This is a genomic window from Hymenobacter telluris (genome assembly GCF_017313265.1).
Lineage (GTDB): Bacteria > Bacteroidota > Bacteroidia > Cytophagales > Hymenobacteraceae > Hymenobacter > Hymenobacter telluris.
The window spans coordinates 255,504-281,035 of sequence record NZ_JAFLQZ010000005.1 but is presented as its reverse complement, the minus strand read 5'-3'; the positions used below and the strand labels follow the sequence as shown (position 1 = coordinate 281,035).

The following is a 25,532-nucleotide window of genomic DNA, read 5'->3' as shown; positions in this document are numbered from 1 at the left end:
GATACCCGATTTCAACTTTTGATTCACACGCTAGGCGTGGTGTGCAGGGCCCGAAACTCGGAGGGCGACACTTGGTAGCGTGCCTTGAAGCTGGTGGAGAAGTAAGACGGCGACGAGAAGCCCAACTGGTAGGCCACTTCGGCAATGGTTTGCTCGTCGTCGAGGAGGAGCTGGCGGGCCTTGGTGAGCCGGATGCCCTGGATGAAATCGGTGACGCCGGTGCCGAGCACGGCCTTCACTTTTCGGTACAACTGCACCCTGGAAATGCCCAGGCTGCGGGCTACATCTTCCACGCTTAAATCGGAGCGGCCGAGGTTGGCTTCCACAATGGCGGTGAGGTCGGCCAGGAATTTCTGGTCAACCCGTTGGGGCGCCACCGTCACCGTATCCACGCTCAGCTCGCGCCGGAAATGCTCGCGCATTTTGTCGCGGTTGGCCAGCAGGGTACGTAGGCTTTCGAGCAGGAAGGTAGGGTTGAACGGCTTGGTGAGGTAGAGGTCGGCGCCGGCTTGCACGCCTTCCACTTGCTGCTCGGGCGCGTTGCGGGCCGTGAGCAGCACCACCGGAATGTGCGAAGTGCGCCAGTCGCCTTTGAGCTGGGCCACCACGTCGAGCCCACTGATTTCAGGCAGCATCACGTCGCACACAATCAGGTCGGGAATAGACTCGGCGGCGAGGCGCAACCCTGTGGCTCCATCGAAAGCCGAGCTGACCTGGAAATGCGGTTGCAGCTTTTGGGTGAGGAAGGCATTGACGTCGGGGTTGTCTTCAATCACCAGCACCAGCGCCTCGCTGCTGGCCAGCGTCGGCAACTCACCCACGGTGGCGGGCGCGGCAGCAATACCTTCTTCCAGGGCAAAAGCCGGCGTAACCTGCGGCGCGGCATCCAGCTGCTTCAGCGCCGGCGGCAGTTCCAGCGGCAAGGTCACGACGAACGTGCTGCCCTGGCCCGGCTGGCTGGTGAACGTGAGCTGCCCGAGGTGCAGGCGCGTGAGGCCCAGCGCCAAGGCCAGCCCCATGCCCGAGCCCCGCGCCGCCGACTGCTGCCCCTGGTAAAACCACTCGAAAATGTGCGCCCGGTCCTGCTCCGAGATGCCCCGGCCGGTGTCTTCCACGCTCACCCGCACGCTGTTTTCGGCGGGCACCAGCTGCAAGCTCACCGTAATCTGGCCCCGGTCGGGCGTGAATTTCAGGGCATTGCTCAGCAGGTTGAAGAACACCTTGTCCAAAATATTCACGTCGAACCAGAGGCGGATAACCGGCTCGGCAGGCAAAAAGCGGAGGCTGATGCCGCGCTGCCGGGCCGGCTTCTCGAACACGTCCATGATTTCGCGCACGAAAGCCACCAGGTTGCCTTCGGTGGCGCGCACCGGCATCTTGCCCACGTCAATCTTGCGGAAGTCCATGAGCTGATTCACCAGTTGCAACAGCCGCTGGGCGTTGCGCCGGATCAGGCTTAAGTCGTGGCGGTGGGTGGCGGGCAGGTCGGTGGTGCTGGCGGTTAGCATTTCCTCTACGGGGCCCAGAATCAGGGTGAGCGGGGTGCGTAGCTCGTGCGAGAAGTTGGTGAAGAAGCGCAGCTTGGCCTCGGTTTCCACCTTGGCGCGCTCGGCAAACTCCTGCAACTGGTTGCGCTGGGACCTGATTTCCTGGTTCTGCTTGCCCAGCGTCTGGTTGATGCGGCGGTTGACACGGAACGCGCGGAACGCCACCAGCCCCAGCACCGCCGCCCCGAGTAATGCCGCGGCTAGCACGTACAACACCGTTTGCTGGCTGGCGTAGGTGTCGCGCTGCTGGCGCAAAAGCTGCTGCTGCCGCTGAATGTCCTGCTGCTGGCTGGTAAGCTTCTCGGTTTGAAGCTTCATAATCAGCACGTTGGTCGAGTCGATGACCAGCGTGCCGAGTGTGTTTTCTTTGTCGTAGGGTTGCTTGCGCAGGATGCGCATAGCCGTCCGGATGGCCTCCTCACCGCCCGGCGAGTACAGCAGCGTGGCATTAATCACGCCGTCCTGCACCAGCTGAATCCCGCCATGAATGCCTGGCAGCCCGTCTACGCCCACAATCTTCACGCGTTGGCTTAAGCCCAGCTGCTTGCACACCTGATAGGCGCCCAGCGCCAGCCGGTCGTTATGCGCAAAAATCAAATCTGCGTCGGGGTGTTGGCGTAGCACGGCGGGCAGCCGGGCCAGCACCGAAGGCCGCTCCCAGTTGCTGTTAACTTCGCCTACCAGCTGCACGCCGGGGTGAGTGGCCAGCGCCTTCGTGAAGCCGCGGTGCCTATCCACGGCGGGGGAGGTGCCGGGCGCACCCAGCACTTCCAGCACCTTTCCACGCTGGCCCAGCAGGTTGGCCACGTAGTTGCCAGCCATGAGGCCCACTTCCTCGTTGTTGCCGCCCACGTAAGCCGTGTACAGCTTGGAGGTAGTGCGCCGGTCGAGGATAACCACCGGAATGCCGCGGTTGTAGACCTCCTCAATAATGGGCGTAACCGGCTCGGTTTCGTTGGCCGAAACAATCAGTAAATCAATGCCTTCCTTCAGAAATTCCTTGATTTGTTGCTCCTGCAAGGCGCTGTTGTACTTGGCGTCCTTCATGCGGAAGCTGACTTCGGGGTAGAAGCTCAGTTCCTTGTTCATGCCCGCCAGCATAGCCTGCCGCCAAGCGTCGCCGTTGGTGCACTGCGAAAATCCGATGCGGTACGTAGGGGTGGCTTTTTGCTGCGAACAGCCGGCCAGCACGCCAAATAAGCTGAACAGCAGCAGCGAATACGCACAGAATATCCGGTGCAATCGTTTTCTCGAAGAGAAGAAGACCAAATGACCGGGCGTTGCTTTCATGGCGGCTACTCTTATGCTGTCAAGAGTATCTCAAAGCTAAACAAGTTTTCAGAGCGGAGCCCACCTGCGTTGCACTGTGGCTAAGGCAGGACCGGAACCGGTACCACAGGCGGAGCTTCGGCGGGAGCGTCGCCGGTTTCGGGTACCAGCAGCCAGAACACCACCAAGGCCATGCCCGCAATGGCCGCCAGTCCCAGGAAGGCTGCATTGTAGCCCAGGTATTGCACCACGTAGCCTGCGGCCAACGTGCTAAGCGCCGCGCCCAATCCGGTGGCCGTGCCCAGGGCGCCCTGTACCAGATTGAAGCGGCCGGTGCCCTTGGTCAGGTCGGCCACCACTAGCAGAATCACCACCCCGAAGATGCCTCCCGCAATGCCATCCAGCACCTGCACCGATACCAGGTAGTAGGGATTATCCCAGAGGGTGTAGAGCACGCCGCGCACCGGCAGCAGCAGGAAGGCCAGCAGCAGCACCGGCTTGCGGCCCCGCTTACTGGCCGCCCGCCCCGCCCAGCTGGTAGACCCAATCATGACCAGCTGCGCCACTATAATGCAGGCCGACATATACAACGAGGCCCCGGTAGAATGTCCCTCCGAGAGCCGCTGACCCACCAGCGGCAGCATGGCCGCGTTGGCAAAGTGAAACAGCACGGCCGCCAACGAAAACACCAACACCCGCTTATCCGCCAGCAAGGCCGTCAAGCCACTGACTGCGGGAGTGGCCGCCGTGTCCGGCGTGGGCTCCTCGGAAGCGGCAGGGCCGTCGGCACCGCGGGCCACAGCGTGGTCAATTTCCGCTTCTCGGACGAAGAACACGCTCACGATGCTGAGCACCGCCATAACGGCCACTAAATAGAAAATATACTCGCGCCCGACGTAGTGGCCCAGCAGACCGGCTAGGGCCGCGGCTACTACATTGCCGCCGTGGTTCCAGGCTTCGTTGCGGCCCACGCGCCTATCGAGGCGGCGCCGGCCCACTAGGCCCAGCGTAATGGCGGCCACGCCCGGCCCAACCACGGCCGCCGCCACGCCCACCATAATCTGGCCGGTTATTACGGAGGTCAGGGTGGTTTTCAGCACCATCAGCAGGCAGCCCGCCGCTACGAAGGCGGCTGCAATAGCTGCCAGCCACCGCTTGGCCCGCAGCCGGTCCACGAGGGCCCCGGCGGGCGTTTGGGCCACCACGCCCGCAATGCCCGACACCGACATGGCCAACCCGATATCGGAGGGGTGCCAGTGGTGGGTAGCGAGCAGGTAAATGGCCAGGTATGGGCCCACGCCGTCGCGCACGTCGGCCAGGAAGAAGTTCACACTGTCGAGGGCGCGCAGGCTGCGCACGCTAGGGTTAGAAGGCATGAGGCTAGGGCAGCAGGGCTACCACTTCTTGAAGATGACGTACACCGCCGCCACCAGCAGCGCAAAGCCTACCAGATGATTCCAGCCGAGCTTATCGGTTTTGAAAACGTACACGGCGCACAGCGTGAAGACAGTCAGCGAAATAACTTCCTGGATTACCTTGAGCTGGAACAGGTTGAAGGGGCCGCCGTTTTCCTCGAACCCGATGCGGTTGGCGGGCACCTGAAACACGTACTCGAAAAACGCCAGGCCCCAGCTAATCAGAATGACGCCCACCAGCCCCAGCCCGTGCAGCCAGGTGATTTTCTTGAACTGCAAATGCCCGTACCAGGCAAACGTCATGAACAGGTTGGAAACGGTGAGCAGCCCGATGGTATACAGGGTTTTCATGCGGAAGTGAAGTGTGGTTGGGAGGCGGAAAAAGAGGCAGTGCTTGCTGTACGGGCAGCGTATCGTTCTGTTTGGCGGCGCTACGCAATGGGCGGCAAACGCAGCCGGGCGGTGAAATATTGGTGGTGCTCTTGCAACAGCAGCGGCGCGCCGTGCAGCTCGGCAATGCGGTTGCTGAGCCATAGGCCCAAGCCGGCACCTTCGCTGAGCACGTTGGCCTGGTAGTACGCCGCCGTCAGGCGCGACAAGTCGCCGAGGGGCTGGCTGATGTGGTTGCCAACTTCTGCGAACAGCCAGCCGGTGTCGGGTTCCCGGTCCAGGGTGATGCGCACTTCGGTGTTGGGCACGGCGTGGCGCAGGGCGTTTTCCAGCAGGTTGCCAAGCACGGTGATGAGCTTGTCGGTGTCGGCTTGCACGGTGTAATCGGGTAGGTCTTCGGCAATGGTGAGGTGCAGCGGCCGGCCGGCGGCCCGGAAGCGGGGCAGTAGCCGGTCGGCGGTGCTTAGTACCAGCTCGTCGAGCGGTACCGGGTGTAACGTGAGGGGTAGGCTATTGGCTTGCAGGCGGCTAACCAGCAGGAAGTCATCAACCAAACGGCTCAGGCGCCGCAGCTCGTCCAGCTGCACGGCCAGCATAGGTTGCAGGTGCGCAGGCAAATCGGGGGCGCGGCCGGTGACTTCCAGGCCGGCTTGCATAACGGCCAGCGGGGTGCGGAGTTCGTGGGCGGCGGCGGCCAGAAAGTTGTCTTGGAGCTGCGCGCCCTCCCGCAGCCGGTCCAGCATTTGGTTGAGGGTTCGGGCCAGTTCCTGCACTTCGTCGCCGGTGTCGGGCTCGGGCAGCCGCTCCCCGTCGGGCCGGCTCTGGATGCGGCGGGCCTGGGCACTGATGCGCCGCAACGGCCGGAGCGCCCAGCCGCCCACCACCCACGCCAGCCCTGCCGCCAACGCCAAGCTCTCCACTAATGCTAGCGCCAAGCTGCGCCGCACCCGGCTCAAATCGGCTTGCAGCGGCGCGGCCGGGTGCGCCAGCCACAGCCGCACCTGCCGCGGCGGACTGCTGCCCGGTACGGGTTCGGTTAGCTCCACGGTGCGCCAGCGGTTTGTGGTGGTTGTGGCGAAGAAGCCCGGCGAGTGAAATAGCTCCTGAGGTGGCTGGCCAGGCGTTTCCACCACCACCCGCATCTTCTCGCCCAGCCCCGGCAGCGGCACCACAAACTGCGGTTCCACTTCCACGCGGGCCAGCAACGCGGCGGCGCGGGTCCGCAGGCGCAGCTCGTCGCCCTGGTCGAGGACCTGGCCTACTTGCCGGTATTGCGCCAGAGCCGCCAAGGCCGCTACCACCCCAAATACCACCGTAAACACCAGGGCCAGCTTGCCCCGCAACCCACGGAGCGCCTTCATCGGGCGGCGGCGGGGTCGTGGAGGCGGTAGCCGTGGCCGACGGCTGTTTCCAGCAGCGGCGGCAGCTCGGGAAAGGCGCGGTCCAGCTTGCGCCGCAGCTGCGACATGTGCACCTCAATGACGTTGGAGCCCATGTCGAAATCCACTTCCCACACCTTCTCGGCAATGCGCGTTTTGGTGACGATGCGGTTGGGGTTGCGCAGCAGCAGCTCCAGCAAGGCAAACTCGCGGTTGGTGAGGCGCAGCACCTGGCCGGCGCGGGTGGCGCGGCGTTGCAGCGGGTCCAGTTCCAAATCGGCGAGGCGGAGCACCAGGGCTTCGGCGGGGGCGTCGGTTTTGCGCTGCACAATGCGCAGGCGGGCCAGCAGCTCCTCAAACTCAAACGGCTTGCGCAGATAATCCACCGCTCCCGCATCCAAGCCCTTGATTACGTGCTCGGTGGAGCTGAGTGCACTCAGAATGATAACCGGCACGCGCAGCCCAAATTCACGCAGGTTGCGCAACACCTCGAAGCCGTTTTGGCGGGGCAGCATGAGGTCCAGCAGAATCACGTCGTAGGCGAGAGTGGCGGCCATTTCCAAACCGGTAGCGCCGTTGTCGGCCACGTCGGCTATGTGGCCGGCATGTTCCAGCCCCTGCCGGATGAATTCAGCCAGCCGTCTTTCGTCTTCCACTACCAAAACGCGCATGGTATAGCTTATATGAGAACCTGTAGTACGTATTGACCGTCGTGCTTCGATAAGCTTAGCATGACAGTATGGTTTTGCTTACTGTTGTTCAACTCAACCCGTGAGCCACTTCCTACGCAGCTTCCAGTTGAACGGATAACTCAACACTAGTTTCAGCTCGCCACTTCCGCGGTAGCAAAAAGTAGCGAGCTGAAAATGTGTTATTGCACCAGGAATTGCACGCCATCTAGCGTGAGGGTTTCGGCGCGCACTACGCGCACGGGACGGGCGGTTACTTCGCCGGGGCGCAGGGTGTGGAGCGTGCCGGTAGCGGCAACAGTGGTCCCTACTTTCAGCTTTTCGCTGAGCTGCTCGGCGGCCGGTGGGGGCAGGCGCAGCACGGTGCCATCGTTGAGGATTAGCGCCTGGGTGCGGCCTTTGGGGTCTTGGCGCAGGCTACTCACGGTGCCTTTTACGGTGGCACTTTGCTCGGTGGGCGGCGTGGTAGGCGGGGTCGGGCGTTGGTTGCTGATGGTCTGGCCGCCGGCCGTTAGGTTCACCAAGTGGAAAGCCATCTGACCCTCTGGATTGGTGTCGCGGAAGCCGCTGATGCTGACGGCGCTGCCTGCTTTGGCGGCGGCCATTAGTGGCTGGCCCAGGTGGCGCGGAAACCGCACGGTTTCGGTGCCGGTGCTGGTTTTCAGCGTGAAGGCATCATACACTTGGTCGTCGTTGGCGGCGGAGTAGTCGGTGAGGGTGCCGGTGAGCGTGGTGAGGGCTTGCACGCCGCCCTTCGGGCCGGGCTTACCTGGCTGGCCGGGGCCGGGGCCCATGCTGAGGCCGCGGCCCGGCTGGGGGCCACCGGCGGGCGGCGGAGGCGGAGCCAGTTGGGTGCCGGCAGTGGGTGGAGTGGTAGCGGCGGCAGTGCGCGCCGCTTTGCGGGTAGCTTTGTCGGACTTGGCGCTGCTGGTACTGGTTTGGGCGTAGGTGGCCGAGCCGGTGAGCAGGAAAGCGGCAAGCAACACGTGGGACTTTAGGGAATTGTGCATTGGTGAGAAGTGGTTGCGCAACGGGGTTGTTCCAGTTGCTTGCCTCAAACTTCCGGCAGCAAGCTAAAGAGCACCTGAACCTTATATTAATTTTTCTTCAGGTGCTCCTCCTGCAAGCTCTACTGTTATCCTTCCGCTCAGCTTGTCGTACTTAGTGCATGAAGCTGGAATTCGAACCTATTCAGCCCACGCCCGGCAGCTCGTTTACGCTCCTGCACTACACCCAGGCGCAGGACCGCGACATTCTGTGGCACTACCACCCCGAGTACGAGCTGGTGTACATTCCGGAAGGCAGCGGGCGGCGGCACATCGGGCAGCATTTCTCGCGCTACTCGGGTGGCGAGTTGGTATTTATGGGTCCGAATCTGCCACACCTGAGTTTCAGCTACGAGCAGCAAGGCGCGTTCGAGCAAATTGTGCTGCAACTGCGCGAAGATTTTCTGGGTGAAAATTTCCTGCACCGGCCCGAGCTAGCGGCCGTGCAGCAGCTGTTTCACCGGTCCCGGCAAGGCCTGTCGTTTGGGCCGGCCACGCGGGCTGCCGTGGGGGCTACGCTGCGCCAGATGCTAACCCAGCCCGCCCCGGTGCGGCTGCTCACGTTGCTTCAGCTGCTCTACCACCTCGCCGAAGCACCCGACGCCACCGAACTACACGCGGCTTTGGGCGTTTCGGGCACCCAGGAGCTGGAGCAGCAACGGTTGCGGCAGGTCTATCAGCACATTGAGCAGCACTACGCCGAGCCGGTTACGGTGCAGCAGCTAGCCGACCTCACGGCGCTGACGGTGCCGGCGTTTTGCCGTTTTTTCAAGAAAATGACCGGCCAAACGCTCACCAGCTTTTTGCAGGAATACCGCATCAGTCAGGCCCGGCTGCTGCTGTTGCAAGGCTTGCCCGTGACGGAAGTGAGCTTGGCCAGTGGCTTCAACAACCTCTCGCACTTCAACCGCACTTTCCGCAAGCTTACCGGCCAAAGCCCCACGGCCTATCGGCAGCAGCAAACGGCCTGACGGTAGAGCGGTTAGCTTTCCTTCGCGGTGAGTTTCAGGTACAGAATAATGCCAGCCAGCACCGCCGTTACCCCGTTGGCAACCAGAATAGGTAAGTTGTTGATATAGAGGGCGTACACCACCCACAGGGTTGTGCCAGCAAAAAGCAAGGAGTAGGTGGGCAGCGAAAGACTGCTGGTAGAACGGGTAATAATGGTTTTGTAGGCCTGCGGTACGTAGGCGGCCGTGGTAACGCAAGCGGCCAGCAGGCCAAGTAGGGCAATAAACGTCATAGGCAGGTAGCGGATAAAGAGTGAAAGCAGCGGCGGGTATGTGCCTCAGGAATCAGTAAACTGCTTGTAGAAAAGGGGATACAAAAAAACCTGGCTCAATACGACCAGGTTTTTCTAAAGCTGCGAATACTAGGCAGTGGTCGTTGGAAGAACACGCGCAGGTACCGGAAAAAGCGGCGGCTGTCTTCGGCAGTCAGCTGCCAGACATAAGGAAAATGCATAGGAAGAGGGAAAGGTGAAATCGGGACGGCAACCCAAGTGGTGCCACCCGAAAAACAGTGCGTGGCGGGCTTCCGCGATTCAGAAACCCCGCCGGCTGGCGGTAAGCGTAGTGCGCCGTCAGCAAGCAACCACAAAGGTAGAGTACCCTGTTGCGGCGTGCTCCCACTGTATTACCCAAAACCGATGCTGCATTGCCCGAATCAGAAGCCCGGTTCCTGAAGCCTAACCACCCAGCGCTTACCGGGCTTTGAACTGCTGAATGGCCGACCGGGTGAACTCCGACAACACCAGCCGGCCACTGATGGCGGCCCGCTCCACTAGCAGCGTATCCCAATGGTCAGTACCGGCCCAAATCACGCGCTTCAAGTCGGCCAGCGCCTCGGGGTTGTAGCCGGCGAGCTTGGTGGCAAACGCCTGCACGGCTGCATCCAGGGCGTCGATGCTGTCGAGCACCTGCGCGTACAAACCCTTCTCCTGCGCCCAAGCGGCCGACCGAAACTCGGCGGCATCCAGCGCCAGCTGGGCAAAGGCGGCCGTCCCGATTTTACGCTCCACTGCCGGCCCTACCACAAACGGACCGATGCCCACCACCAACTCACTGAGCTTCACAGCGGCTTGCGCCGTGGCAAAGCAATAGTCAGTAGCGGCGGCAACACCTACCCCGCCGCCAATGGCCTTGCCCTGCACCCGCCCGATGATGATTTTCGGCGAGGTGCGGCAGGCGTTTATCACCTTGGCAAAGCCCGAGAAAAACGCCAGCCCCTGCGCCTCGTCCTCAATGGCAATCAACTCATCGAAGCTGGCCCCGGCGCAAAACGTTTTTTCGCCCTCACTTTTCAGCACAATGACCTTGGTTTGCGCGTCCTGCCCGGCATCGGTTATGGCCTGCGCCAGCGCCGTAAGCAGCGCCCCTGGCAATGAGTTGTGCGACGGGTGAGAGAAGGTGATAGTCGTGACGCCGTGTGCATCGGTAGTGGCGGCTACATTGCCGGTAAGGGAGAGTTGGGTCATGTGGAAAGGGTGGTGTAAGGCTAGAAACTAGCTGTTAGCTCCCCTCCTTTTTTTCAAGGAGGGGTTGGGGGTGGTAAAATTGTTGAACGACAACTAGCTCTAATTTTCTAGTTCTAGTCAACCACCCCCAACCCCTCCTTTCAACAAGGAGGGGAGCTAACAGCTAGTCTACTCCTGGTTTTTCTTTTTCACCATCGTTAGGATGGTGGCTACGGCTACGGTTTCGCCGGTTTCGTCGGACACGTCTACTAGCCAGCGCACAATGCCTTTGGCAACGTCGGTTTCGTCGCGCTTTTCCTGGGCTATCTTCTCTTTCACCGTGAGCTTCACCCCGATGGTCATGCCGGGGTACACGGGCTTGGTGAAGCGGCATTCATCGAGGCCGTAGTTGAGCAGTACCGGGCCTTTACGCGGGTCCACGAACATGCCGGCGGCCTTGCTCAGGATGTAGTAGCCGTGCGCCACCCGGCCCGTAAAGAGCGTGCCTTCCAGGGAAGTAGCGTCCACGTGGGCATAGAAATTGTCGCCCGACACTTGAGCGAAACTGCTGATGTCGGCTTCCGTGACGGTGTGGCGGTGCGTGGTGTACGTCTGCCCGATTTCCAACTCCTCGAAGTAGTGCTGAAACGGGTGCTTGTCCTTTTCTATCTGCTTGGCGTTCTGCTGGTACACCTCGGTAATGGCCGTAATCATGGTGGGGGAGCCCTGAATAGCCACCCGCTGCATGAAGTGCTCAACGCCCCGGATACCGCCCATTTCCTGCCCGCCACCGGCCCGGCCGGGGCCGCCGTGGATGAGTAGCGGCAGTGGCGAGCCGTGCCCGGTGCTTTCCTTGGCCACCTCCTCATTGATGACCAGAATCCGGCCGTGGTGGGTGGCCGCGCCCAGCACAAACTCCTGCGCCGTGCGCAGGTCGGCGGTAGCCACCGAGCACACCAGGGAGCCTTTGCCCAGGTTCGCCAGCTGAATGGCCTCGTCTACATCGTGGTAGGGCATGAGCGTAGCCACCGGCCCGAAGGCTTCGATTTCGTGGGTGTCGGTGAACCTGAACGGCTCGGAGTTCAGCAGCACAATCGGCGACATAAACGCGCCCACTTTGCAGTCACCACCAATCACTGCTACGTCGTCGAGGTTGCCGTACACGATGGGCGTGTTTTTGGCGAGTAGCTCCACCCGCTCGCGCACCCGCTGCATTTGCTCCCGGCCGGCCAGCGCGCCCATGCGCACGCCCTCCGCCAGCGGGTGCCCGATGGTGGTCTGGGCTAGTGCTTTACCCAAGGCAATCTGCACGTCTTCCACCAAGTTATTGGGCACAATAACGCGGCGGATGGCGGTGCATTTCTGCCCGGCTTTGGCTGTCATTTCCTTGCGGATTTCCTTGATAAACAAGTCGAACTCCACGGTGCCCGGCACGGCATCCGGCCCCAGCACGGCAGCGTTCAACGAGTCGGCTTCCATGGTAAACGGCACCGCCTCCGCCAAAATGCGCGGGTGGCCTTTCAGCTTGCGGCCCGTTTCGGCCGAGCCGGTGAACGTCACCACATCCTGATAGGTAACGTGGTCCAGAATGCCCTGGCCGGTGCCTACTACCAGCTGCAACGCGCCTTCGGGCAGAATGTTGGAGGCAATGATTTCGCGCACCACCGCCTCGGTGAGGTAGGCTGAGGGCACGGCCGGCTTCACAATGGCGGGCATGCCAGCCAGCAGATTCACGGCAATTTTCTCCAGCATCCCCCAAATCGGGAAGTTGTAGGCGTTGATGTGGATGGCAACCCCCTCGCGCGGTACCATGATGTGGTGGCCGATGAAGTTGCCGCCCTTCGACAGCGCAATCGGGTCGCCGTCCACGTAGAACGGCTTATCGGGGAATTTGCGGCGCAGGGAGGCGTTGGCAAACAGGTTGCCGATGCCGCCCTCAATGTCAATCCAGGAGTCGGCGCGGGTGGCGCCGCTGCGGTAGCTGAGGGTATAGAAATCTTCCTTTTTGCTGTCGAGGTGCAGGGCCAGGGCTTTTAGCATGCGGCCCCGCTCATGGAAAGTCATTTTGCGGAGCGCCTTGTTGCCTTTGCTACGAGCGTAGTGCATCATCTCCGCGTAGTCCAGCCCTTCGCCGCTGGTTACGGCCACTACTTCGCCGGTGGAAGCGTCGTAGAGTTCCTGCTGCTGACCCTGCCCCGCCGTCCAGCGGCCAAAGGCGTAATTTTCGAGAGTAGTCATGTTCTGATAGGTGCCTCACCCCCTAGCCCCCTCTCCAAAAGAGAGGGGGGACTAACTTTTAGCTTTCTAGAATTAGAATCTACGTCTAGTTCCCCCTCTCTTTTGGAGAGGGGGCTAGGGGGTGAGGTCAGTTTGCGGGTGGAAAAAAGGTCTGGCCGGTTTTCGCCATGCGGCGCAGCAGCGGGCTGGCGCGGTACCGGTCTTCGTGGTATTCGTCGTAGAGGGCGTCGAGGGTGTTGAGCACTTGCGCCAAACCCAGCTCGTCGGCCCAGGTGAGCAGGCCTTTGGGGTAGTTGACGCCCTTGGTCATGGCCAGCTCCAGGTCGGGGCGAGAGGCCACGTTCAGGAACAGGGCGTCCACGGCTTCGTTGATGAGCATGGCCAGAACGCGCTGCACGATGCGCTGGCCCAGCTCGGCGTCGCGGGTTGGCTCGGGCGGGGCGGCATCGGGCGCGTAGCTGTAGAAGCCACGGCCCGACTTGCGGCCGTAGTAGCCGGCTTCGAACAGCCGCTTTTGGGTGAAGGAAGGCTTGTAGCGCGGGTCGAAAAAGAAGGCCGTGAAAACCGACTCCGTGACGCGGTAATTGACGTCGTGGCCGATGAAATCCATCAGTTGAAACGGCCCCATCCGGAACCCGCCCAGCTCGGTCATGGCCCAGTCGATGGTGGCCGCGTCGGCCACGCCTTCTTCCAGCAGCCGGATGGCCTCCCCGTAGAACGGCCGCGCCACCCGGTTCACGATGAAGCCCGGCGTGTCTTTGGCCAGCACCGGCAGCTTGCCCCAGCTTTCCACCAGCGCCCGCACTTCCTCGGCCAGCCCGGCGCGCGTTTGCACCGCCGGAATAACTTCTACCAGCTGCATAACGGGGGCCGGATTGAAGAAGTGAATCCCAATAAACCGCTCGGGGTGCTGGCACGCCGAGGCAATGGAAGCAATGGACAGCGACGACGTATTGCTGGCCAGAATGCAGGTTTCGGGCACCACCATTTCCAGTTCCCGAAACAGGTGCTGCTTCACGGCCAAATCCTCCACAATGGCTTCCAGCACCAGCTCACAGTCCATAAACTCCTGCATATCCTGGGTGAGGTGCACGCGCGCAATGGTGCCGGCCGCCGCCTCCGTCGTTAGTTTGCCTTTCTCCACCAGCTTGTTGAGGCTAGTTTCAATGGCTTGGCGGGCGCGTTCCAAGGCCTGCGCATTCTGGTCGAGTAGGCGCACGGTGTGGCCGGCCGTAGCCACCACCTGCGCGATGCCCGAACCCATAGCGCCGCTGCCAATAATGCCGATTATCATTCTTTATAGTGCTTAGTGCTTCGTTGTTAGTGCTTAGTGCTTCGTTGTTAGTGCTTGGTTTGAACGACCTAAGCACTAACAACGAAGCACTAGGCACCAATGAATGTAGGCTGACGCTTTTCCAGGAATGCGCTGACGCCTTCCCGATAGTCGGTGGTGTGGCCGGCGCGGAGCTGGTAGTCGGCTTCGTTGCGGAGCTGCTGGGCCAGGTCGTTGCCGAAGGTGCCGTTGAGCAGCTGCTTGGTGTAGGCGAGGCCCTTGGTGGGCATGGCCGCCAGCTTGCGCACCAGCGCGGCCACTTCCTGCTCAAACGATTCGTCGGGAAACGCTTTGTAAATCATGCCCATCTGCGCGGCTTCCGCGGCCGACACTTTGTCGCCGGTGAGCATGAGGGCCGAGGCGCGCTGCATGCCAATCAGGCGCGGCAGAAAGTAGGTGCCGCCGCTGTCCGGAATCAACCCAATCTTGCTGAACGCCTGAATAAACGAGGCCGACTCCTTGGCTACCACCACATCACAAGCCAGGGCCAGATTGGCGCCGGCGCCGGCCGCTACGCCGTTTACGGCGGCCACTACCGGCTTGTCCAAGTCCCGGATCAGCTGCACAATGGGGTTGTAGTGCTTCTCCACAATTTCGGCTACCTCGGGGCTGTTCGGGCCGGTAATTTCGGCCAGGTCTTGGCCGGCGCAGAAGGCTTTGCCGGTACCCGTCAGGAGCACGGCGCGCACCTCGGGGTTCTGCTGACAGTCGCGCAGGTGCTGCTGCATGGCCAGCGCCACTTCCTTATTGACGCTGTTGAAAACCTGGGGCCGATTGAAGCACAGCGTGGCTACGCCAGCATCGAGGGAGAAGAGCAGAGAGTCGTTTTCGGGCATGGGGTGGGGAAAAGTAGAGAGTCAGGATTAGAAGTCTGGTTCCCCTCCTTAGATAAGGAAGGGCTAGGGGTGGTTGAAAAGTTAGAACCAGAAACTAAAGCTAGTTGTCGTTCAACGGCCGGTCAACCACCCCTAGCCCCTCGCCGCTTGATGCGCGGAATCATCTGAGGAGGGGAACTAGCTTTAGTATTTAGTGGCACTTGAAGTAGTCGAAGGGTTCCTGGCAGTCGTCGCACTGGTAGGAGGCTTTGCAGGCCGTGGACCCGAACTGGCTGACCAGGTGGGTGTGCTCGGACTTGCAAAGCGGGCAGCGCACGGCGGTATCCTGGCCGAAGAGGTTGAGTAGGTGGCCGGTGGCCGTACCGTCAACGGGCGGGGCAATGCCGTATTCCTCCAGCTTGGCGCGGCCCGCCGGAGTCATCCAGTCGGTGGTCCAGGCCGGGCTGAGCTGGTTGTGAATGGTGAGTTGGGTGATGCCCTCGGCCAGCAGCCGCAGCCGGATGTCGGTAGCAATGGTGTTCATGGCCGGGCACCCCGAGTACGTGGGCGTAATGGTGACGTGTACCATTTCATCTTCAAGCCGCACGGCGCGCACAATGCCCAGGTCCAGGATGCTAAGCACTGGCACTTCCGGGTCGGAAACTTCTTCCAGCAACTGCCAGATAAGTTCCTCAGTCGGCGCTTGCGTGGCTACCATGTCAGACCCGGATAGGTGCGTTGCATGTATTGCAGCTCGGTGAGCAGGTAGCCCAGATGCTCGGTGTGCCGGCCATCTTTGCCGCCTTTCTGCATGAATACGCCCTGCGGCACCGGCAGCGTAGCCTCCTCAAAAACCCGCGCTACGTGGGCTTCCATTTGGGGCAGCATGGCAGCGTAATCGGGCACTAGGCCAGCGGCTTGCAGCTCTTTTTCGGTGGCGTTGGGTGTCGTCAGCTCGCCGGCGTAGCGCCACAGGCTGGCTATAGCCTGCTCCACGCGGCGGCGGCTTTCTTCGGTACCGTCACCCAGCCGGATAATCCACTCCGAGCTCCACTTCAGATGGTAAGCCGCTTCCTTCACCGACTTCTCGGCAATGGCGGCCAACTGCGTGTCGGGGCCAGCTTGCAGCTGCTGGAGCAAGTGGTAGTGGAAGGTGTCGTATATAAACTGCCGCACAATGGTAGCGGCAAAGTCGCCGTTGGGCTGCTCTACCAGCAGCGGATTGCGGTATTCCACGGCGCTGCGCAGGTAAGCCAAATCGTCCTCGGTGCGGCCCTGGCCTTCCAGCTCGGCGGCGTACTGATAATAGCTGCGTGCCTCGCCCAGAAAGTCAAGCGCAATATTGGCCAGCGCCAAGTCCTGCTCCAGAATGGGGCCGTGCCCGCACCACTCCGAGAGGCGGTGGGCCAGAATCAGGCTGGTATCGGCTAGCTGCAATACGTAGCGGAACAGCTGCGTCTGCGTTTCGGGGGTGTGAGTGGTGGGAGGGGCAACCTGCATAGCGCGAAAGGGAAAAGCGAATAGCTATCAGCCAGCAGCTAATAGCCAATTACTTACATGTGCTTGATGGAGTCCGGCACCTGGTAAAAGGTCGGGTGGCGGTAGATTTTGTCGTTGGCTGGCTCGTAGAAAGCCGCGGCATCGTCGGGGTTGGAGGCGTGCACGTGGCTGGACTCTACTACCCAGATGCTCACGCCTTCAAGGCGGCGCGTGTACACGTCGCGCGCGTTCTGGATGGCCATTTCGGCGTCGGCGGCGTGCAAACTGCCCACGTGCTTATGGTCGAGGCCCTGCTTGCTGCGGATAAAAACTTCCCACAAAGGCCACTCGGATTGATTCATGTTTCTTAGCTATGTAGAGACGCGTATTCGCGTCTCACTCGTTGCTGATGTTGTTTGGTTGGTGCGGTCCTGGTTGTTCTAGCGCAGGCCGTTCAACGACGAGACGCGAATACGCGTCTCTACACCTCTGAGGCCCGTTGCTTTCTTTTAGCAGCGTGGGCTAGCGCGGCCTCGCGCACCCAGGCGCCTTCCTCGTGGGCTTTCACGCGGGCACCAAGGCGCTCCTGGTTGCAGAGGCCGTTGCCTTTCACCACGTTCCAGAACTCCTCCCAGTCCACGTCGCCGAAATCGTAGCCGTTCTTGTCGGCGTTCCACTTCACGGCGGGGTCGGGTACGGTAAGGCCCAGGAACTCGGCTTGCGGCACCATCATGTCCACGAACTTCTGGCGCAGCTCGTCGTTGGTGAAGCGCTTGATGCGCCAGTTCATCGACTGCGCCGTGTTGGGCGAATCCGCATCTTTCGGGCCGAACATCATCAGCGTAGGCCACCACCAGCGGTTGAGGGCTTCCTGCGCCATTTCCTTCTGCACGGGTGCTCCTTCGCAGAGCGTCTGCATAATCTCGAAACCCTGGCGCTGATGGAAGCTTTCTTCCTTGCACACCCGCACCATGGCGCGGGCATAAGGGCCGTAGGAAGTACGGCACAGCGGCACCTGGTTGAGAATGGCGGCCCCATCCACCAGCCAGCCCACGCAGCCCATATCGGCCCAGCTCAGGGTGGGGTAGTTGAAGATGCTGGAATATTTGGCTTTGCCGGAGTGCAAGTCGGCCAGCATTTGGTCGCGCGAGGCACCCAGCGTTTCGGCGGCGCTGTACAGGTACAGGCCGTGGCCGGCTTCGTCCTGCACCTTAGCCAGCAAAATGGACTTGCGCTTCAATGACGGAGCCCGGGTAATCCAGTTGCCTTCGGGCAGCATGCCTACCAACTCAGAGTGGGCGTGCTGCGAAATCTGCCGGATCAGCGTTTTGCGGTAGGCATCGGGCATCCAATCCTTGGGCTCAATGCGAATGTCCGCATCAATGCGGGCCTGAAACTGCTCTTCCTGGGTGAGTTCTAACGTTTCCATACCGCTTCAACAAAGTTTAACTAACAAGCGTTAGTTAAAAGTAAGAAAAATTTACTGACCTGCTCTTTTACGCTGTTGCCCCGCGCACAGCCATAGCCTGCCAAGGACCCGGCACGGCAATAAATCAGGACACAAAAAAGCCCACCGAGCATTGGCAGGCTTTTTTTATTTAAACGAAAAAGGTGGCTTCAGTAATCGGCCAAACGGCATCCACCGCAACTGCTAAGCGACAATACAGCGGTTACGTGAACGGGGCAGCCCGGCGGCTGTAGAGAAGCGTATTCGCGTCTGGTCGGCCGCGCTGTCTGCACGATTTCGGTTCCCGATGTAGAGACGCGAATACGCGTCTCTACATCGGGGGGCTACGGTGCACAAAACCGCTATATTCGCTACGCACCTACGGCAAACTCCTGCCGCACGAAGTTGCGGGCGTAGGCTTTCACCTGGTCACGAACCTGCCGGAACTGCGTTAGAATTTCCGATTCTGTGCCGGTGGCTTTTGCTGGGTCCGGGAAGTTGTGGTGCAGTTTGCGGGCGGTTGAGGGAAACACCGGGCAGACCTCGTTGGCATGGTCGCAGACGGTAATGACGTAATCGAAAGGCACCGCGGCATACTCCGCTACGTGGTTGCTGGTGTGGTGCGAAATATCCACGCCGTCTTCGCGCATCACCTGTACCGCCCGCGGATTGAGGCCGTGCGTTTCTATACCGGCGCTATACACGGTGGCAGCATCAGCAGCAAGCAGCTGCGTAAGGTAGCCGTGCAGCAGTTGGCTGCGGCAGGAGTTGCCGGTGCACAGCACCAGTACGTTCTTTTTATGGGGCATCATGCGCTTGAATAAGATGTCTGCTAGGCTAGCTCGAACCCACCAAGGTGCTGCGGCGCTCCAACAGCAAGGTGTCGCGCCACCGGCTGCCCATTTTGCCAATTCGCTCCCGCCGGCCCACCTGCCGGAAGCCCGCTGCTGCGTGGAGCCGAAGGCTGGCTTCGTTTTCGGGGAAGATGCCCGCCTGCAAGGTCCACATGTTATGCTGCTCCGACTCGCGCACCAATGCTTCCAGCAACTGCCGGCCCACACCCTGGCCCCGAGCGGCATCCGCCACGTACACGCTCACCTCGGCCACGCCCCCATACACGCAGCGGCTCGACACCGGCGACAGCGCCGCCCAGCCAACCACCTGGCCATCGGCCGCAACGGCTACCAAGCGGCTATGCGGCAGGTGCGCCTGGTCCCAGTCAACCCAGCTGGGGGCGGCGGTGGCAAACGTGGCGTTACCGGTGGCTATGCCTGCCTCATAGATGGCAGCAGCGGCAGGCCAGTGTGCTGGTGCAAAAGGCTGTATAGTCATGAGGTGCAAAGCAAATAAAACAACCTGTTAGCATCTGAAAGGTAATGTGTTAGCAGCACCCGCCCCCGGGTGTGCAGCTGGCTATCTGCAACTGCGGCAGCTCAATCTGGTGCGCCGGAATCCCGCAGGCGTCCTGGGCCAGGCAGGCCGTTTGCTTCGGGGTTAAAACGAAATCGGTGCCGTTGAAGGTCAGGCCAAACTTGCCGATGGTGGCTTGCTGATATTCCACCTCGATGTCGAGGTCGTTGGAACCCAGAATCTTTTCCGAGAGCTTCAGGATGTGCAGGAATTTCCGGGGCGCCAGCCGGTGGTCGTAGTCGCCGGCTTCCCAGAGCTGGAAGTTGGCTACGGTTTCTTGGCGCTCTACGCCGCCACAATCAATAAAATGCTTGCTCACGAGGCCTACTTCCGTCACGTGGAAATGGGCGGGCAGATAGGAGCCATCGGGCAGCTGGAAGTTAACCGTATCCAGCCCTTGCAAGGACTGCTTCATTTCAGAGATTCTCATAAAAAGGAAGGTGGAAGTGAGAAAAATCAGCAGGCGCACCCGGCATCCGGGCCGCAAGGCTCGTTGGCGGTGGCCTCCACAAAAAAGGTTGTGAACTGCTGGTTTACTTGTTGCAGTAGCTTGATATTGAGGCAGTAGCAGACGGTAAGTCCATCAATTTCGCCCCGAATCAGGTCCAGCGCCTTCAGCTCCTGCAAGTGTTGCGAAACGGTGGTGCGTGACAAAGGCAACTCGGCAGCAATGTCGCCGGAGATGCACGTTTTCTTTGCGGCCAGCAGCTGAACAATGGCTACCCGCGCCGGATGGGCCAGCGCCTTGGCAATGCGGGCCAGCTGCTGCTGCTCTTCAGTGAAAACGGTGGTCTTAGCGTAAGTCATGCGGTGCTATGATGTATGTCGTAAATATACGACATACTATGACGTGAGTATACGTCATAGTGTAAAAATTTCCGTTCAGCAGAGCTTGTCGCCTAGCGGTTACTTACCGGAGGTGGCGGTATCTGGCGGATAATGAAGTTTTTGAGCGGGTTTTTCTTGATAATGGATACCAGCTGCCCGTTTTTGTAGTGGTATTCGTCTTCGCGGCCGTTGCGCTCCGCCTGATAGTGGCCTGGGGCTATGTTCTGCACCTGAAAATAGTCGCCGAAATACTCTCCGTAGGCTTGTGGCTGGCCCTGCGGTTCGCCGAAAAACATATCCGTGACGGTGTAGCGAATAGGCCGCACCTCGGTGCCGCGGTAGTGATGCTTGTACTGGTCGGCCACGATGTCGTAGTGGTCTTTTTTCCACTCGGTTCGGGAAGTGAAATTCCCTTGGTTGGTATGGGCTTCCACCGTGGAAAGCAGCAATTGGCCGTTCTGCACCTGGTTGATAACCTTATAATACACTTTCAGATGATACACCAGAAAGTTCACCTGCACGTCGCTGACGAGGCTGTAGCGTACGTTGCTGGTACTAAGGGCTTGGCGGGTGGCGGTCATGGTGCCCACGCGCAGGCCGGCCACCTCAATGCTGTAGCGGTGCACTTCGGTTGGCAACGGACTTTGGGCCAGCGCTGGCGTTGCTACCAAACCAAGGCTTAGCAACAGATTATTGGCTAGATGATTACGGCGCATAAGGGAAAGAAAACGCCCGGCTGGTTTGGGGCCAGCCGGGCGTTTTTGCGTTGCTGTACTTAGCAGCATCCGCCGCCGTCGTAGTGGTAGGTGGAAGCCGACACGAAGATGTCGTCGCGGCCCAGGGCCAGCAGGGCACCGGCGGTTTTGTCGCACACGGCCAGGGGCTGGTTTTGCATGAGCACGTGGCCTTTCTGGTCGTCGAAGTACTCCTCGCCGCCGTAGTAAATGGCGGTGCGGCCCGTGAAAATGCAGGGGCCATCGGCGGGCATGGGGTCTTTGATGGCGCAAACTTCCACGCTCTCGATGTAAATCAGCTCATTGGTGGCGTAGTGCCGGGGCGAGAGCACCCGGTAGGCCCGCTTGGCGCGTACTTCCACCGTGCCAAACCCCACCGACGTTATCAAATCAAGGTACTGCTGCAACGGCAACGAGCCCGTGAGGCACAAGGCCCGCAGCCGCTCATCGGCGCGCAATTCCTCGTTCATCGGCTGCTCACACGTCGGGTCCGACATCACCAGGCGGCCGTGGGGCTTGAGCGCACGGTAGGTTTCCTGTAAGGCCCGTTTCAGGTCGTCGAGCTTGAAGATGTTGAACAAGCAGTTTTGAGCGGCCACGTCCACGCTGGCATCATCCACGGGCAAATGCAGGGCGTCGCCGGCCCGCAAATCCACGAAATCCGGGCTGAACCACTCGTTCTGAGCTTCGGCTTCCAGCATGTTGGCGCGGGAGGCTGCCAGCATTTCCGGTACCACATCCACCCCGATAACCGCCCCCGGCCGGCGGCTGAAATACGAGAATTGCAGCAGCTCCATGCCGCCGCCTACTCCTACGTATAGCACAGTAGGACTGTTGGTTAGGTCGCGCGGATTAACCGTGCTGCCGCAGCCGTAGTTCATGGAGAGCATCCGTTGCGGAATGCTCAGGCCGGGAAGCTGCCACACGGGGTTGGTGGTGCAACACAGCCCCACCTGGGGCTCGTGCGCCGCCTGGCGGTACACGTCGGCAGTGGTTTCTAAATAACCCATGCGAAGAAAGAAATGGCTAGTGAAATACCGCCGAAGCTGGCGCAGCTTATTGTTTGTTCAGGCTCCAGTTGTAGTCCAGGTAGCTGACCTCGGCCGTAGCGTCCATCTTGGTGGCCGAGTATTTGTTCACCCATTTCGCCACCGACTGCCCGTTTTTCTCCCAGTCGCCTTTGTACCAGTCGAAATACTTGGACAGCTGCGCCTTGGCTTTGCCAACCTTGTTTTTTGCCGGATTGTTCAAGAAATCCTTGCCCTGGTCGTCGAGCTGCCGGTCAAGCTTGGCGGCAGTGAAGGCCTCGTTGCGCAAACGGGGGCAGGAAATGGAGGCACATACCAGCGCAAAGTGGATGCGCGGGTCGTCGTACTTTTTGCGCAGGATGCCGTGCTCGATGTTGTCGAGGCTCATTTTTTCGCCCCCGATGCTGAAAAACTTGGCGGCCCAGGGCGTGGTCACGAAGGGAATCTTGATTTTCGAGCCAATGTCCTTGATGCTTTCCACCGGGTAGTGGTCGAGGATGAGGCGAATGGTGTAGGCGTTGTAGGCGTTGATCCAGAAGGCCATCTGCTCGGCCTTGCTGGAGTTGGCCGCGGGCGGGTTGTTGCTGAGCTGGCTGAGGTACTGGTTGAACTCTTTTTCATCGGCCTTGAAGCCTTTGTAGTCCACCAGGCCCAGGTTGTTGACGTGCTTTTTCAGCAGACGCTCATACGCGCTGTGGTCAACGGGGGCGCTAACCGCCGGAACCGTATAGGCAGGAGTGGGAACCAGGTTGAGGCGGCCACTGCCCAGCGCCAGCGCCGTAAGGGCACTACCGGCCAATACCACGGCTGCCACCAGGATTTTTGTTGCGTGTTTCATTGGTTGAACATACGGAAACGTCCCACACAAAAGATGTAGCCGCCGCAAACTTTTGCGGCACTCTACTGCGTAGGTCCACCGGCTGGCCAAGGAAAGGAGTTGGCTGGCGGTGGCGGCCCAGGCAGGCTACCAGCCGGCGCGGCAGTCAGGCGGGGGCCAGCGTGTTTGGTAACCGGCCGCACTTTCTGGTAAAACCTACCGACTTTGCACCTCTCTTACCTCTCTGCCTGTTTCGGATATGCTGCTTAGCGTTATCATTCCCACGTACAACGAAGCCCCCCACATTGGGCGGCTGGTTGCCGAGCTACGGCAGCATGCCCCGCCGGGCACCATAGAGGTGCTGGTGGTGGATGCCCACAGCCCCGATGGCACCGCCGAGGTGGCTCGGCACGCCGGCGCCACCGTATTGCAGGCCCCCACTCCCGGCCGGGCCGCCCAAATGAACCACGGCGCCCACCACGCCACCGGCAACGTGCTCTACTTCGTGCATGCCGATGTGCGCATCCACCCCGACTACGTGGCTACTATCCGGCAGGCCGTTGCCGACGGATATGAGGCTGGCTGTTACCGGTTTCGGTTCGATTCTGCGCACCCGCTGCTCCGACTTAACAGCTACGGAACCCGGTTTAAGGGTATTATGAGCCGCGGCGGCGACCAAACCCTCTTCATCACCCGCACGCTGTTTCAGGCGCTGGGCGGCTTCGACGAGTACTATTGCATTATGGAGGATTTCGATATAATCCGCCGTATTCGTAAGCGGGCCCGCTTTCTTATTGTACCGCAGGATGTAGTGGTATCGGCACGCAAATACGCCACCAACAGCTGGGTGCGGGTGCAGCTAGCCAACCTAACGGCATTTCTGCTGTTCTTTCTGCGGGTATCACCCCGGCGCATTGCGCACCGCTACAAAACCATGCTCAATTACCGCTGATGCTGCCGACCGTACTTGTTACCGGCGCCAATGGTTTTCTGGGCCGTCACCTCGTAACCGAGCTACTCGGCCGCGGGTATCCGGTGCGGGCGCTGCTGCGCCCTGGGCAACCAGCGGCCAACGGTCCGCTCCCCCCCCTGCGCGAGCTGCCGATTGAGTGCGTAACCGGCGACATCTGCCAGCCGGCCACCGTGGCCACGGCCGCCGATGGCTGCGGCTATATTCTGCATGCCGCCGCGCTAGCTCAAGTGAATCCGGCCCGTAATCCGGCCGTGTGGGCTACCAACTACGGCGGTACCGAAACTGTGCTGGCGCTGGCTCGCCGGGCCGATGTGGCGCGCCTGGTGTACGTGGGTACGGCCAACGTGTGCGGCTTCGGTACGAAGGCTGCCCCCGGCGACGAAACCCGGCCCTACAACGGCCGCCACTACGGCCTCGACTACATGGACAGCAAATATGCCGCGGCCGGGTTGGTGCAGCGTGCCGCTACGGCTGGCCTGCCCGCCGTGCTGGTGCACCCCACGTTCATGCTCGGCCCCGGCGACGCCAAACCGACTTCCAACGCCTTGCTGCTGGCGCTCTACCAAGGCACGCTGCCGGGCTACCCGGCGGGTGGCAAAAACTACGTGCACGTGCGCGACGTGGCCACTGCCGCCGTCAATGCCCTCGCGCAGGGGCGGGTAGGGGAGTCCTACATTTTGGGGAACGAAAACCTGAGCTTCCGCGAGGCCTTTACGCTGATGGGGCAGGTGCTGGGCGTGGCCCCGCCCCGGTGGCCGCTGCCGCCCGCCCTGGCCCAGCTCTACGGCCGGCTCTGCGACTGGAAAACCCGCCTCACTGGCCGGCCGGCCGCACTCAATGCCGCCATGGCCGCCGTAGCCAACGATGGGCATTACTTCAGCGCCCGCAAAGCCCGTACGGAACTTGGCTTGCCTCAGACTCCCGTCGGCCAGGCAATTACAGAGGCTTTCGACTGGTTTAAAACGCACGGCTATGTCTGAGCAGCTGTCCGACGTTCAGAAGGCGGCGCCCACGATGGAGCTGCCGAAAACCGGCCCGCTGGCGGGAAAAGTGGCCTTGGTTACCGGCTCCGAATCGGGTATCGGCCGGGAGACGGCGCGGGTGCTGGCGGGGCAGGGGGCGGCCGTAGTGCTCAATGGCCGTTGCCCCGACCGGTTGGCGCGCACCGAGGCGCTACTGGCTGCGGAAGGCTACACGGTGGTAAGCTGCCTGGCCGACGTAACCAGCTACGCCGCCTGCCAACAACTGATTGGCACCGCCATCAGCTGCTTCGGCCGGCTTGACGTGCTGGTAGCCAATGCCAGTATTTCTCAGCGCGCTTATTTCGCCGATATGCAGCCCGAGGTATTCCGCGCCGTGCTCGACAGCAACGTGTACGGCGCCGTGTACCCGCTGAAAGCCGCCTTGCCGCACTTGGTAGCAGCACGGGGCTGCGTCACGTTCATTTCCTCGATTTCAGCTCTGAACGGGATGCCCAGTGGCTCGGCGTACTGCGCCGGTAAAGCCGCCGTAGCCAACCTGGCCCATACCCTACGGTTGGAACTAGCAACCACGGGCGTGCATTTAGGAGTGGTGCACATCGGCTTCACTGAAAACGACCCCGATAAGCGGGTGCTTGATGCCCAGGGCAACCCCGTGCCCATTGCCTATAGGTCGCCGCGCTGGCAGAAAAGCCAAGCCCAGGTGGCGGCCATCATCTACCAGCACATTCGGCGGCGGCGCAAGCGCACTGTCATTTCCGGGCTGGGCCGCCTGATTGTGCTGGTGCATACGCTGCTCCCGCGCCTCGGCGACTGGGTGGTGCTGACGAGTTTGCGCCGGTTACGCCGGTTTTATGAGTAGCTTACCTCACATCTGCTTTCTGCACTTTCCTCGTACATCTTCTTACGTCCAACAACTCATGTCAACCTACTACAATCCCGCCGACCTGGCCAAATTTGGTACTATCACGGAATGGCAAGCCGAAGCCGGCCGCAAATTCTTTGATTATTACGGTGAAGTATTCAAGGAAGGCGCCCTCACGGAGCGCGAAAAATCCCTGATTGCGCTGGCTGTGGCCCACGCCGTGCAGTGCCCCTACTGCATTGATGCCTACACCTCCGACTCATTGCAGAAAGGCGCCGACGAAGCCCAGATGATGGAAGCCGTACACGTAGCCGCCGCCATCAAAGGTGGTGCGGTGCTGGTGCACGGCGTACAGATGATGAACAAAGCCAAAGAACTTTCTATGTAGGCTGTGG

27 protein-coding genes are annotated in these 25,532 nt (G+C 60.9%); 5 read left to right on the top strand and 22 right to left on the bottom strand.

Annotated elements, in window-relative coordinates; translation table 11 throughout:
• Window positions 1–23 precede the first annotated feature (23 nt).
• The 6 genes from J0X19_RS10845 to J0X19_RS10820 all read right to left on the bottom strand — a co-directional run bounded on the left by J0X19_RS10845 (window position 24) and on the right by J0X19_RS10820 (window position 7,699).
• Window positions 24–2,837: a substrate-binding domain-containing protein gene (locus J0X19_RS10845; RefSeq protein WP_206984374.1), complete on the bottom strand. Its 2,814-nt coding sequence runs from the start codon at window positions 2,835–2,837 to the stop codon at window positions 24–26.
• Window positions 2,838–2,917: 80 nt separating this feature from the next.
• Window positions 2,918–4,192: an MFS transporter gene (locus J0X19_RS10840; protein WP_206984373.1), complete on the bottom strand. Its 1,275-nt coding sequence runs from the start codon at window positions 4,190–4,192 to the stop codon at window positions 2,918–2,920.
• A gap of 18 nt (window positions 4,193–4,210) precedes the next feature.
• Entirely contained in the window at window positions 4,211–4,582 is a 372-nt protein-coding gene (locus J0X19_RS10835) for a DMT family protein (protein WP_206984372.1), read from the bottom strand.
• An 80-nt stretch (window positions 4,583–4,662) separates the two neighbouring features.
• The gene (locus tag J0X19_RS10830) at window positions 4,663–5,982 is read right to left on the bottom strand and encodes a HAMP domain-containing sensor histidine kinase (protein ID WP_206984371.1); all 1,320 of its coding nucleotides are present in this window, start codon (window positions 5,980–5,982) and stop codon (window positions 4,663–4,665) included.
• On the bottom strand, window positions 5,979–6,671 hold the full coding sequence (locus J0X19_RS10825; protein ID WP_206984370.1) for a response regulator transcription factor: 693 nt from the start codon (window positions 6,669–6,671) through the stop codon (window positions 5,979–5,981). Before J0X19_RS10825 ends, J0X19_RS10830 begins: the two co-directional genes overlap by 4 nt.
• Window positions 6,672–6,871: 200 nt before the next feature.
• Window positions 6,872–7,699 (bottom strand): OB-fold nucleic acid binding domain-containing protein, encoded by an 828-nt coding sequence (locus tag J0X19_RS10820; protein ID WP_206984369.1) that lies wholly within the window; start codon window positions 7,697–7,699, stop codon window positions 6,872–6,874.
• Window positions 7,700–7,857: 158 nt separating this feature from the next.
• On the opposite strand from J0X19_RS10820, the gene J0X19_RS10815 reads away from it, so the two are divergent.
• The gene (locus tag J0X19_RS10815; protein ID WP_206984368.1) at window positions 7,858–8,706 is read left to right on the top strand and encodes a helix-turn-helix domain-containing protein; all 849 of its coding nucleotides are present in this window, start codon (window positions 7,858–7,860) and stop codon (window positions 8,704–8,706) included.
• An 11-nt stretch (window positions 8,707–8,717) separates the two neighbouring features.
• Here the strand turns inward: J0X19_RS10815 and J0X19_RS10810 are convergent, their stop codons facing one another.
• The 16 genes from J0X19_RS10810 to J0X19_RS10735 all read right to left on the bottom strand — a co-directional run bounded on the left by J0X19_RS10810 (window position 8,718) and on the right by J0X19_RS10735 (window position 22,340).
• A complete protein-coding gene (locus tag J0X19_RS10810) occupies window positions 8,718–8,978 on the bottom strand; it encodes a SemiSWEET family sugar transporter (RefSeq protein ID WP_206984367.1) in 261 nt (86 codons plus the stop codon).
• Between the two features lie 459 nt (window positions 8,979–9,437).
• Window positions 9,438–10,211, bottom strand: coding sequence for an enoyl-CoA hydratase/isomerase family protein (locus tag J0X19_RS10805; RefSeq protein ID WP_206984366.1), 774 nt, complete (start codon window positions 10,209–10,211; stop codon window positions 9,438–9,440).
• Between the two features lie 168 nt (window positions 10,212–10,379).
• Entirely contained in the window at window positions 10,380–12,428 is a 2,049-nt protein-coding gene (gene paaZ, locus J0X19_RS10800) for a phenylacetic acid degradation bifunctional protein PaaZ (RefSeq protein ID WP_206984365.1), read from the bottom strand.
• A 127-nt stretch (window positions 12,429–12,555) separates the two neighbouring features.
• Window positions 12,556–13,722, bottom strand: coding sequence for a 3-hydroxyacyl-CoA dehydrogenase NAD-binding domain-containing protein (locus J0X19_RS10795; protein WP_206984364.1), 1,167 nt, complete (start codon window positions 13,720–13,722; stop codon window positions 12,556–12,558).
• A gap of 89 nt (window positions 13,723–13,811) precedes the next feature.
• Window positions 13,812–14,597 carry an enoyl-CoA hydratase-related protein gene (locus J0X19_RS10790; protein WP_206984363.1) on the bottom strand — a complete coding sequence of 262 codons (786 nt, stop codon included), beginning with the start codon at window positions 14,595–14,597 and terminating at the stop codon, window positions 13,812–13,814.
• A gap of 190 nt (window positions 14,598–14,787) precedes the next feature.
• A complete protein-coding gene (gene paaD, locus J0X19_RS10785; protein WP_206984362.1) occupies window positions 14,788–15,294 on the bottom strand; it encodes a 1,2-phenylacetyl-CoA epoxidase subunit PaaD in 507 nt (168 codons plus the stop codon).
• On the bottom strand, window positions 15,288–16,076 hold the full coding sequence (gene paaC, locus J0X19_RS10780; protein WP_206984361.1) for a 1,2-phenylacetyl-CoA epoxidase subunit PaaC: 789 nt from the start codon (window positions 16,074–16,076) through the stop codon (window positions 15,288–15,290). Before paaC ends, paaD begins: the two co-directional genes overlap by 7 nt.
• Before the next feature lie 53 nt (window positions 16,077–16,129).
• A complete protein-coding gene (gene paaB / locus J0X19_RS10775; RefSeq protein ID WP_206984360.1) occupies window positions 16,130–16,417 on the bottom strand; it encodes a 1,2-phenylacetyl-CoA epoxidase subunit PaaB in 288 nt (95 codons plus the stop codon).
• A gap of 119 nt (window positions 16,418–16,536) precedes the next feature.
• Entirely contained in the window at window positions 16,537–17,484 is a 948-nt protein-coding gene (gene paaA, locus J0X19_RS10770) for a 1,2-phenylacetyl-CoA epoxidase subunit PaaA (RefSeq protein WP_206984359.1), read from the bottom strand.
• Between the two features lie 389 nt (window positions 17,485–17,873).
• The gene (locus J0X19_RS10765; RefSeq protein ID WP_242582437.1) at window positions 17,874–18,314 is read right to left on the bottom strand and encodes an arsenate reductase ArsC; all 441 of its coding nucleotides are present in this window, start codon (window positions 18,312–18,314) and stop codon (window positions 17,874–17,876) included.
• Window positions 18,315–18,339: 25 nt separating this feature from the next.
• Window positions 18,340–18,834 (bottom strand): GNAT family N-acetyltransferase, encoded by a 495-nt coding sequence (locus J0X19_RS10760; protein WP_206984358.1) that lies wholly within the window; start codon window positions 18,832–18,834, stop codon window positions 18,340–18,342.
• Window positions 18,835–18,883: 49 nt separating this feature from the next.
• Complete coding sequence (locus J0X19_RS10755; RefSeq protein ID WP_206984357.1) at window positions 18,884–19,342, bottom strand: DUF6428 family protein; 459 nt, start codon at window positions 19,340–19,342, stop codon at window positions 18,884–18,886.
• A gap of 26 nt (window positions 19,343–19,368) precedes the next feature.
• On the bottom strand, window positions 19,369–19,719 hold the full coding sequence (locus J0X19_RS10750; RefSeq protein WP_206984356.1) for an ArsR/SmtB family transcription factor: 351 nt from the start codon (window positions 19,717–19,719) through the stop codon (window positions 19,369–19,371).
• Window positions 19,720–19,811: 92 nt separating this feature from the next.
• A complete protein-coding gene (locus tag J0X19_RS10745) occupies window positions 19,812–20,456 on the bottom strand; it encodes a DUF6134 family protein (protein ID WP_242582435.1) in 645 nt (214 codons plus the stop codon).
• A gap of 59 nt (window positions 20,457–20,515) precedes the next feature.
• Window positions 20,516–21,484 carry an arsenosugar biosynthesis arsenite methyltransferase ArsM gene (gene arsM, locus J0X19_RS10740; protein WP_206984355.1) on the bottom strand — a complete coding sequence of 323 codons (969 nt, stop codon included), beginning with the start codon at window positions 21,482–21,484 and terminating at the stop codon, window positions 20,516–20,518.
• 46 nt (window positions 21,485–21,530) lie between these two features.
• On the bottom strand, window positions 21,531–22,340 hold the full coding sequence (locus J0X19_RS10735) for a DUF547 domain-containing protein (RefSeq protein ID WP_206984354.1): 810 nt from the start codon (window positions 22,338–22,340) through the stop codon (window positions 21,531–21,533).
• Between the two features lie 238 nt (window positions 22,341–22,578).
• On the opposite strand from J0X19_RS10735, the gene J0X19_RS10730 reads away from it, so the two are divergent.
• From J0X19_RS10730 to J0X19_RS10715, 4 genes are read left to right on the top strand one after another with little or no spacing between them, the layout of a single operon-like run.
• Window positions 22,579–23,271, top strand: coding sequence for a TIGR04283 family arsenosugar biosynthesis glycosyltransferase (locus tag J0X19_RS10730; protein WP_206984353.1), 693 nt, complete (start codon window positions 22,579–22,581; stop codon window positions 23,269–23,271).
• A complete protein-coding gene (locus J0X19_RS10725) occupies window positions 23,271–24,272 on the top strand; it encodes an NAD-dependent epimerase/dehydratase family protein (RefSeq protein ID WP_206984352.1) in 1,002 nt (333 codons plus the stop codon). The genes J0X19_RS10730 and J0X19_RS10725 overlap by 1 nt, the downstream gene beginning before the upstream one ends.
• Complete coding sequence (locus J0X19_RS10720; RefSeq protein ID WP_307788336.1) at window positions 24,265–25,134, top strand: SDR family oxidoreductase; 870 nt, start codon at window positions 24,265–24,267, stop codon at window positions 25,132–25,134. Before J0X19_RS10725 ends, J0X19_RS10720 begins: the two co-directional genes overlap by 8 nt.
• A 58-nt stretch (window positions 25,135–25,192) precedes the next feature.
• Entirely contained in the window at window positions 25,193–25,525 is a 333-nt protein-coding gene (locus J0X19_RS10715) for an arsenosugar biosynthesis-associated peroxidase-like protein (protein WP_206984350.1), read from the top strand.
• Window positions 25,526–25,532: the final 7 nt, after the last annotated feature.

Coding starts and splice junctions, on each gene's coding strand:
- J0X19_RS10760 (WP_206984358.1), bottom strand. CDS start 18,834: ATGACTATACAGCCTTTTGCACCAGCACACTGGCCTGCCGCTGCTGCC.
- J0X19_RS10745 (WP_242582435.1), bottom strand. CDS start 20,456: ATGCGCCGTAATCATCTAGCCAATAATCTGTTGCTAAGCCTTGGTTTG.
- J0X19_RS10835 (WP_206984372.1), bottom strand. CDS start 4,582: ATGAAAACCCTGTATACCATCGGGCTGCTCACCGTTTCCAACCTGTTC.
- J0X19_RS10730 (WP_206984353.1), top strand. CDS start 22,579: ATGCTGCTTAGCGTTATCATTCCCACGTACAACGAAGCCCCCCACATT.
- J0X19_RS10715 (WP_206984350.1), top strand. CDS start 25,193: ATGTCAACCTACTACAATCCCGCCGACCTGGCCAAATTTGGTACTATC.
- J0X19_RS10815 (WP_206984368.1), top strand. CDS start 7,858: ATGAAGCTGGAATTCGAACCTATTCAGCCCACGCCCGGCAGCTCGTTT.
- paaC (WP_206984361.1), bottom strand. CDS start 16,076: ATGCAGGTTGCCCCTCCCACCACTCACACCCCCGAAACGCAGACGCAG.
- J0X19_RS10755 (WP_206984357.1), bottom strand. CDS start 19,342: ATGAGAATCTCTGAAATGAAGCAGTCCTTGCAAGGGCTGGATACGGTT.
- J0X19_RS10790 (WP_206984363.1), bottom strand. CDS start 14,597: ATGCCCGAAAACGACTCTCTGCTCTTCTCCCTCGATGCTGGCGTAGCC.
- J0X19_RS10820 (WP_206984369.1), bottom strand. CDS start 7,699: ATGCACAATTCCCTAAAGTCCCACGTGTTGCTTGCCGCTTTCCTGCTC.
- J0X19_RS10765 (WP_242582437.1), bottom strand. CDS start 18,314: ATGATGCCCCATAAAAAGAACGTACTGGTGCTGTGCACCGGCAACTCC.
- J0X19_RS10830 (WP_206984371.1), bottom strand. CDS start 5,982: ATGAAGGCGCTCCGTGGGTTGCGGGGCAAGCTGGCCCTGGTGTTTACG.
- J0X19_RS10840 (WP_206984373.1), bottom strand. CDS start 4,192: ATGCCTTCTAACCCTAGCGTGCGCAGCCTGCGCGCCCTCGACAGTGTG.
- J0X19_RS10805 (WP_206984366.1), bottom strand. CDS start 10,211: ATGACCCAACTCTCCCTTACCGGCAATGTAGCCGCCACTACCGATGCA.
- paaZ (WP_206984365.1), bottom strand. CDS start 12,428: ATGACTACTCTCGAAAATTACGCCTTTGGCCGCTGGACGGCGGGGCAG.
- J0X19_RS10825 (WP_206984370.1), bottom strand. CDS start 6,671: ATGCGCGTTTTGGTAGTGGAAGACGAAAGACGGCTGGCTGAATTCATC.
- paaD (WP_206984362.1), bottom strand. CDS start 15,294: ATGGTAGCCACGCAAGCGCCGACTGAGGAACTTATCTGGCAGTTGCTG.
- J0X19_RS10750 (WP_206984356.1), bottom strand. CDS start 19,719: ATGACTTACGCTAAGACCACCGTTTTCACTGAAGAGCAGCAGCAGCTG.
- paaB (WP_206984360.1), bottom strand. CDS start 16,417: ATGAATCAATCCGAGTGGCCTTTGTGGGAAGTTTTTATCCGCAGCAAG.
- J0X19_RS10810 (WP_206984367.1), bottom strand. CDS start 8,978: ATGACGTTTATTGCCCTACTTGGCCTGCTGGCCGCTTGCGTTACCACG.
- J0X19_RS10725 (WP_206984352.1), top strand. CDS start 23,271: ATGCTGCCGACCGTACTTGTTACCGGCGCCAATGGTTTTCTGGGCCGT.
- J0X19_RS10720 (WP_307788336.1), top strand. CDS start 24,265: ATGTCTGAGCAGCTGTCCGACGTTCAGAAGGCGGCGCCCACGATGGAG.
- J0X19_RS10795 (WP_206984364.1), bottom strand. CDS start 13,722: ATGATAATCGGCATTATTGGCAGCGGCGCTATGGGTTCGGGCATCGCG.
- paaA (WP_206984359.1), bottom strand. CDS start 17,484: ATGGAAACGTTAGAACTCACCCAGGAAGAGCAGTTTCAGGCCCGCATT.
- arsM (WP_206984355.1), bottom strand. CDS start 21,484: ATGGGTTATTTAGAAACCACTGCCGACGTGTACCGCCAGGCGGCGCAC.
- J0X19_RS10735 (WP_206984354.1), bottom strand. CDS start 22,340: ATGAAACACGCAACAAAAATCCTGGTGGCAGCCGTGGTATTGGCCGGT.
- J0X19_RS10845 (WP_206984374.1), bottom strand. CDS start 2,837: ATGAAAGCAACGCCCGGTCATTTGGTCTTCTTCTCTTCGAGAAAACGA.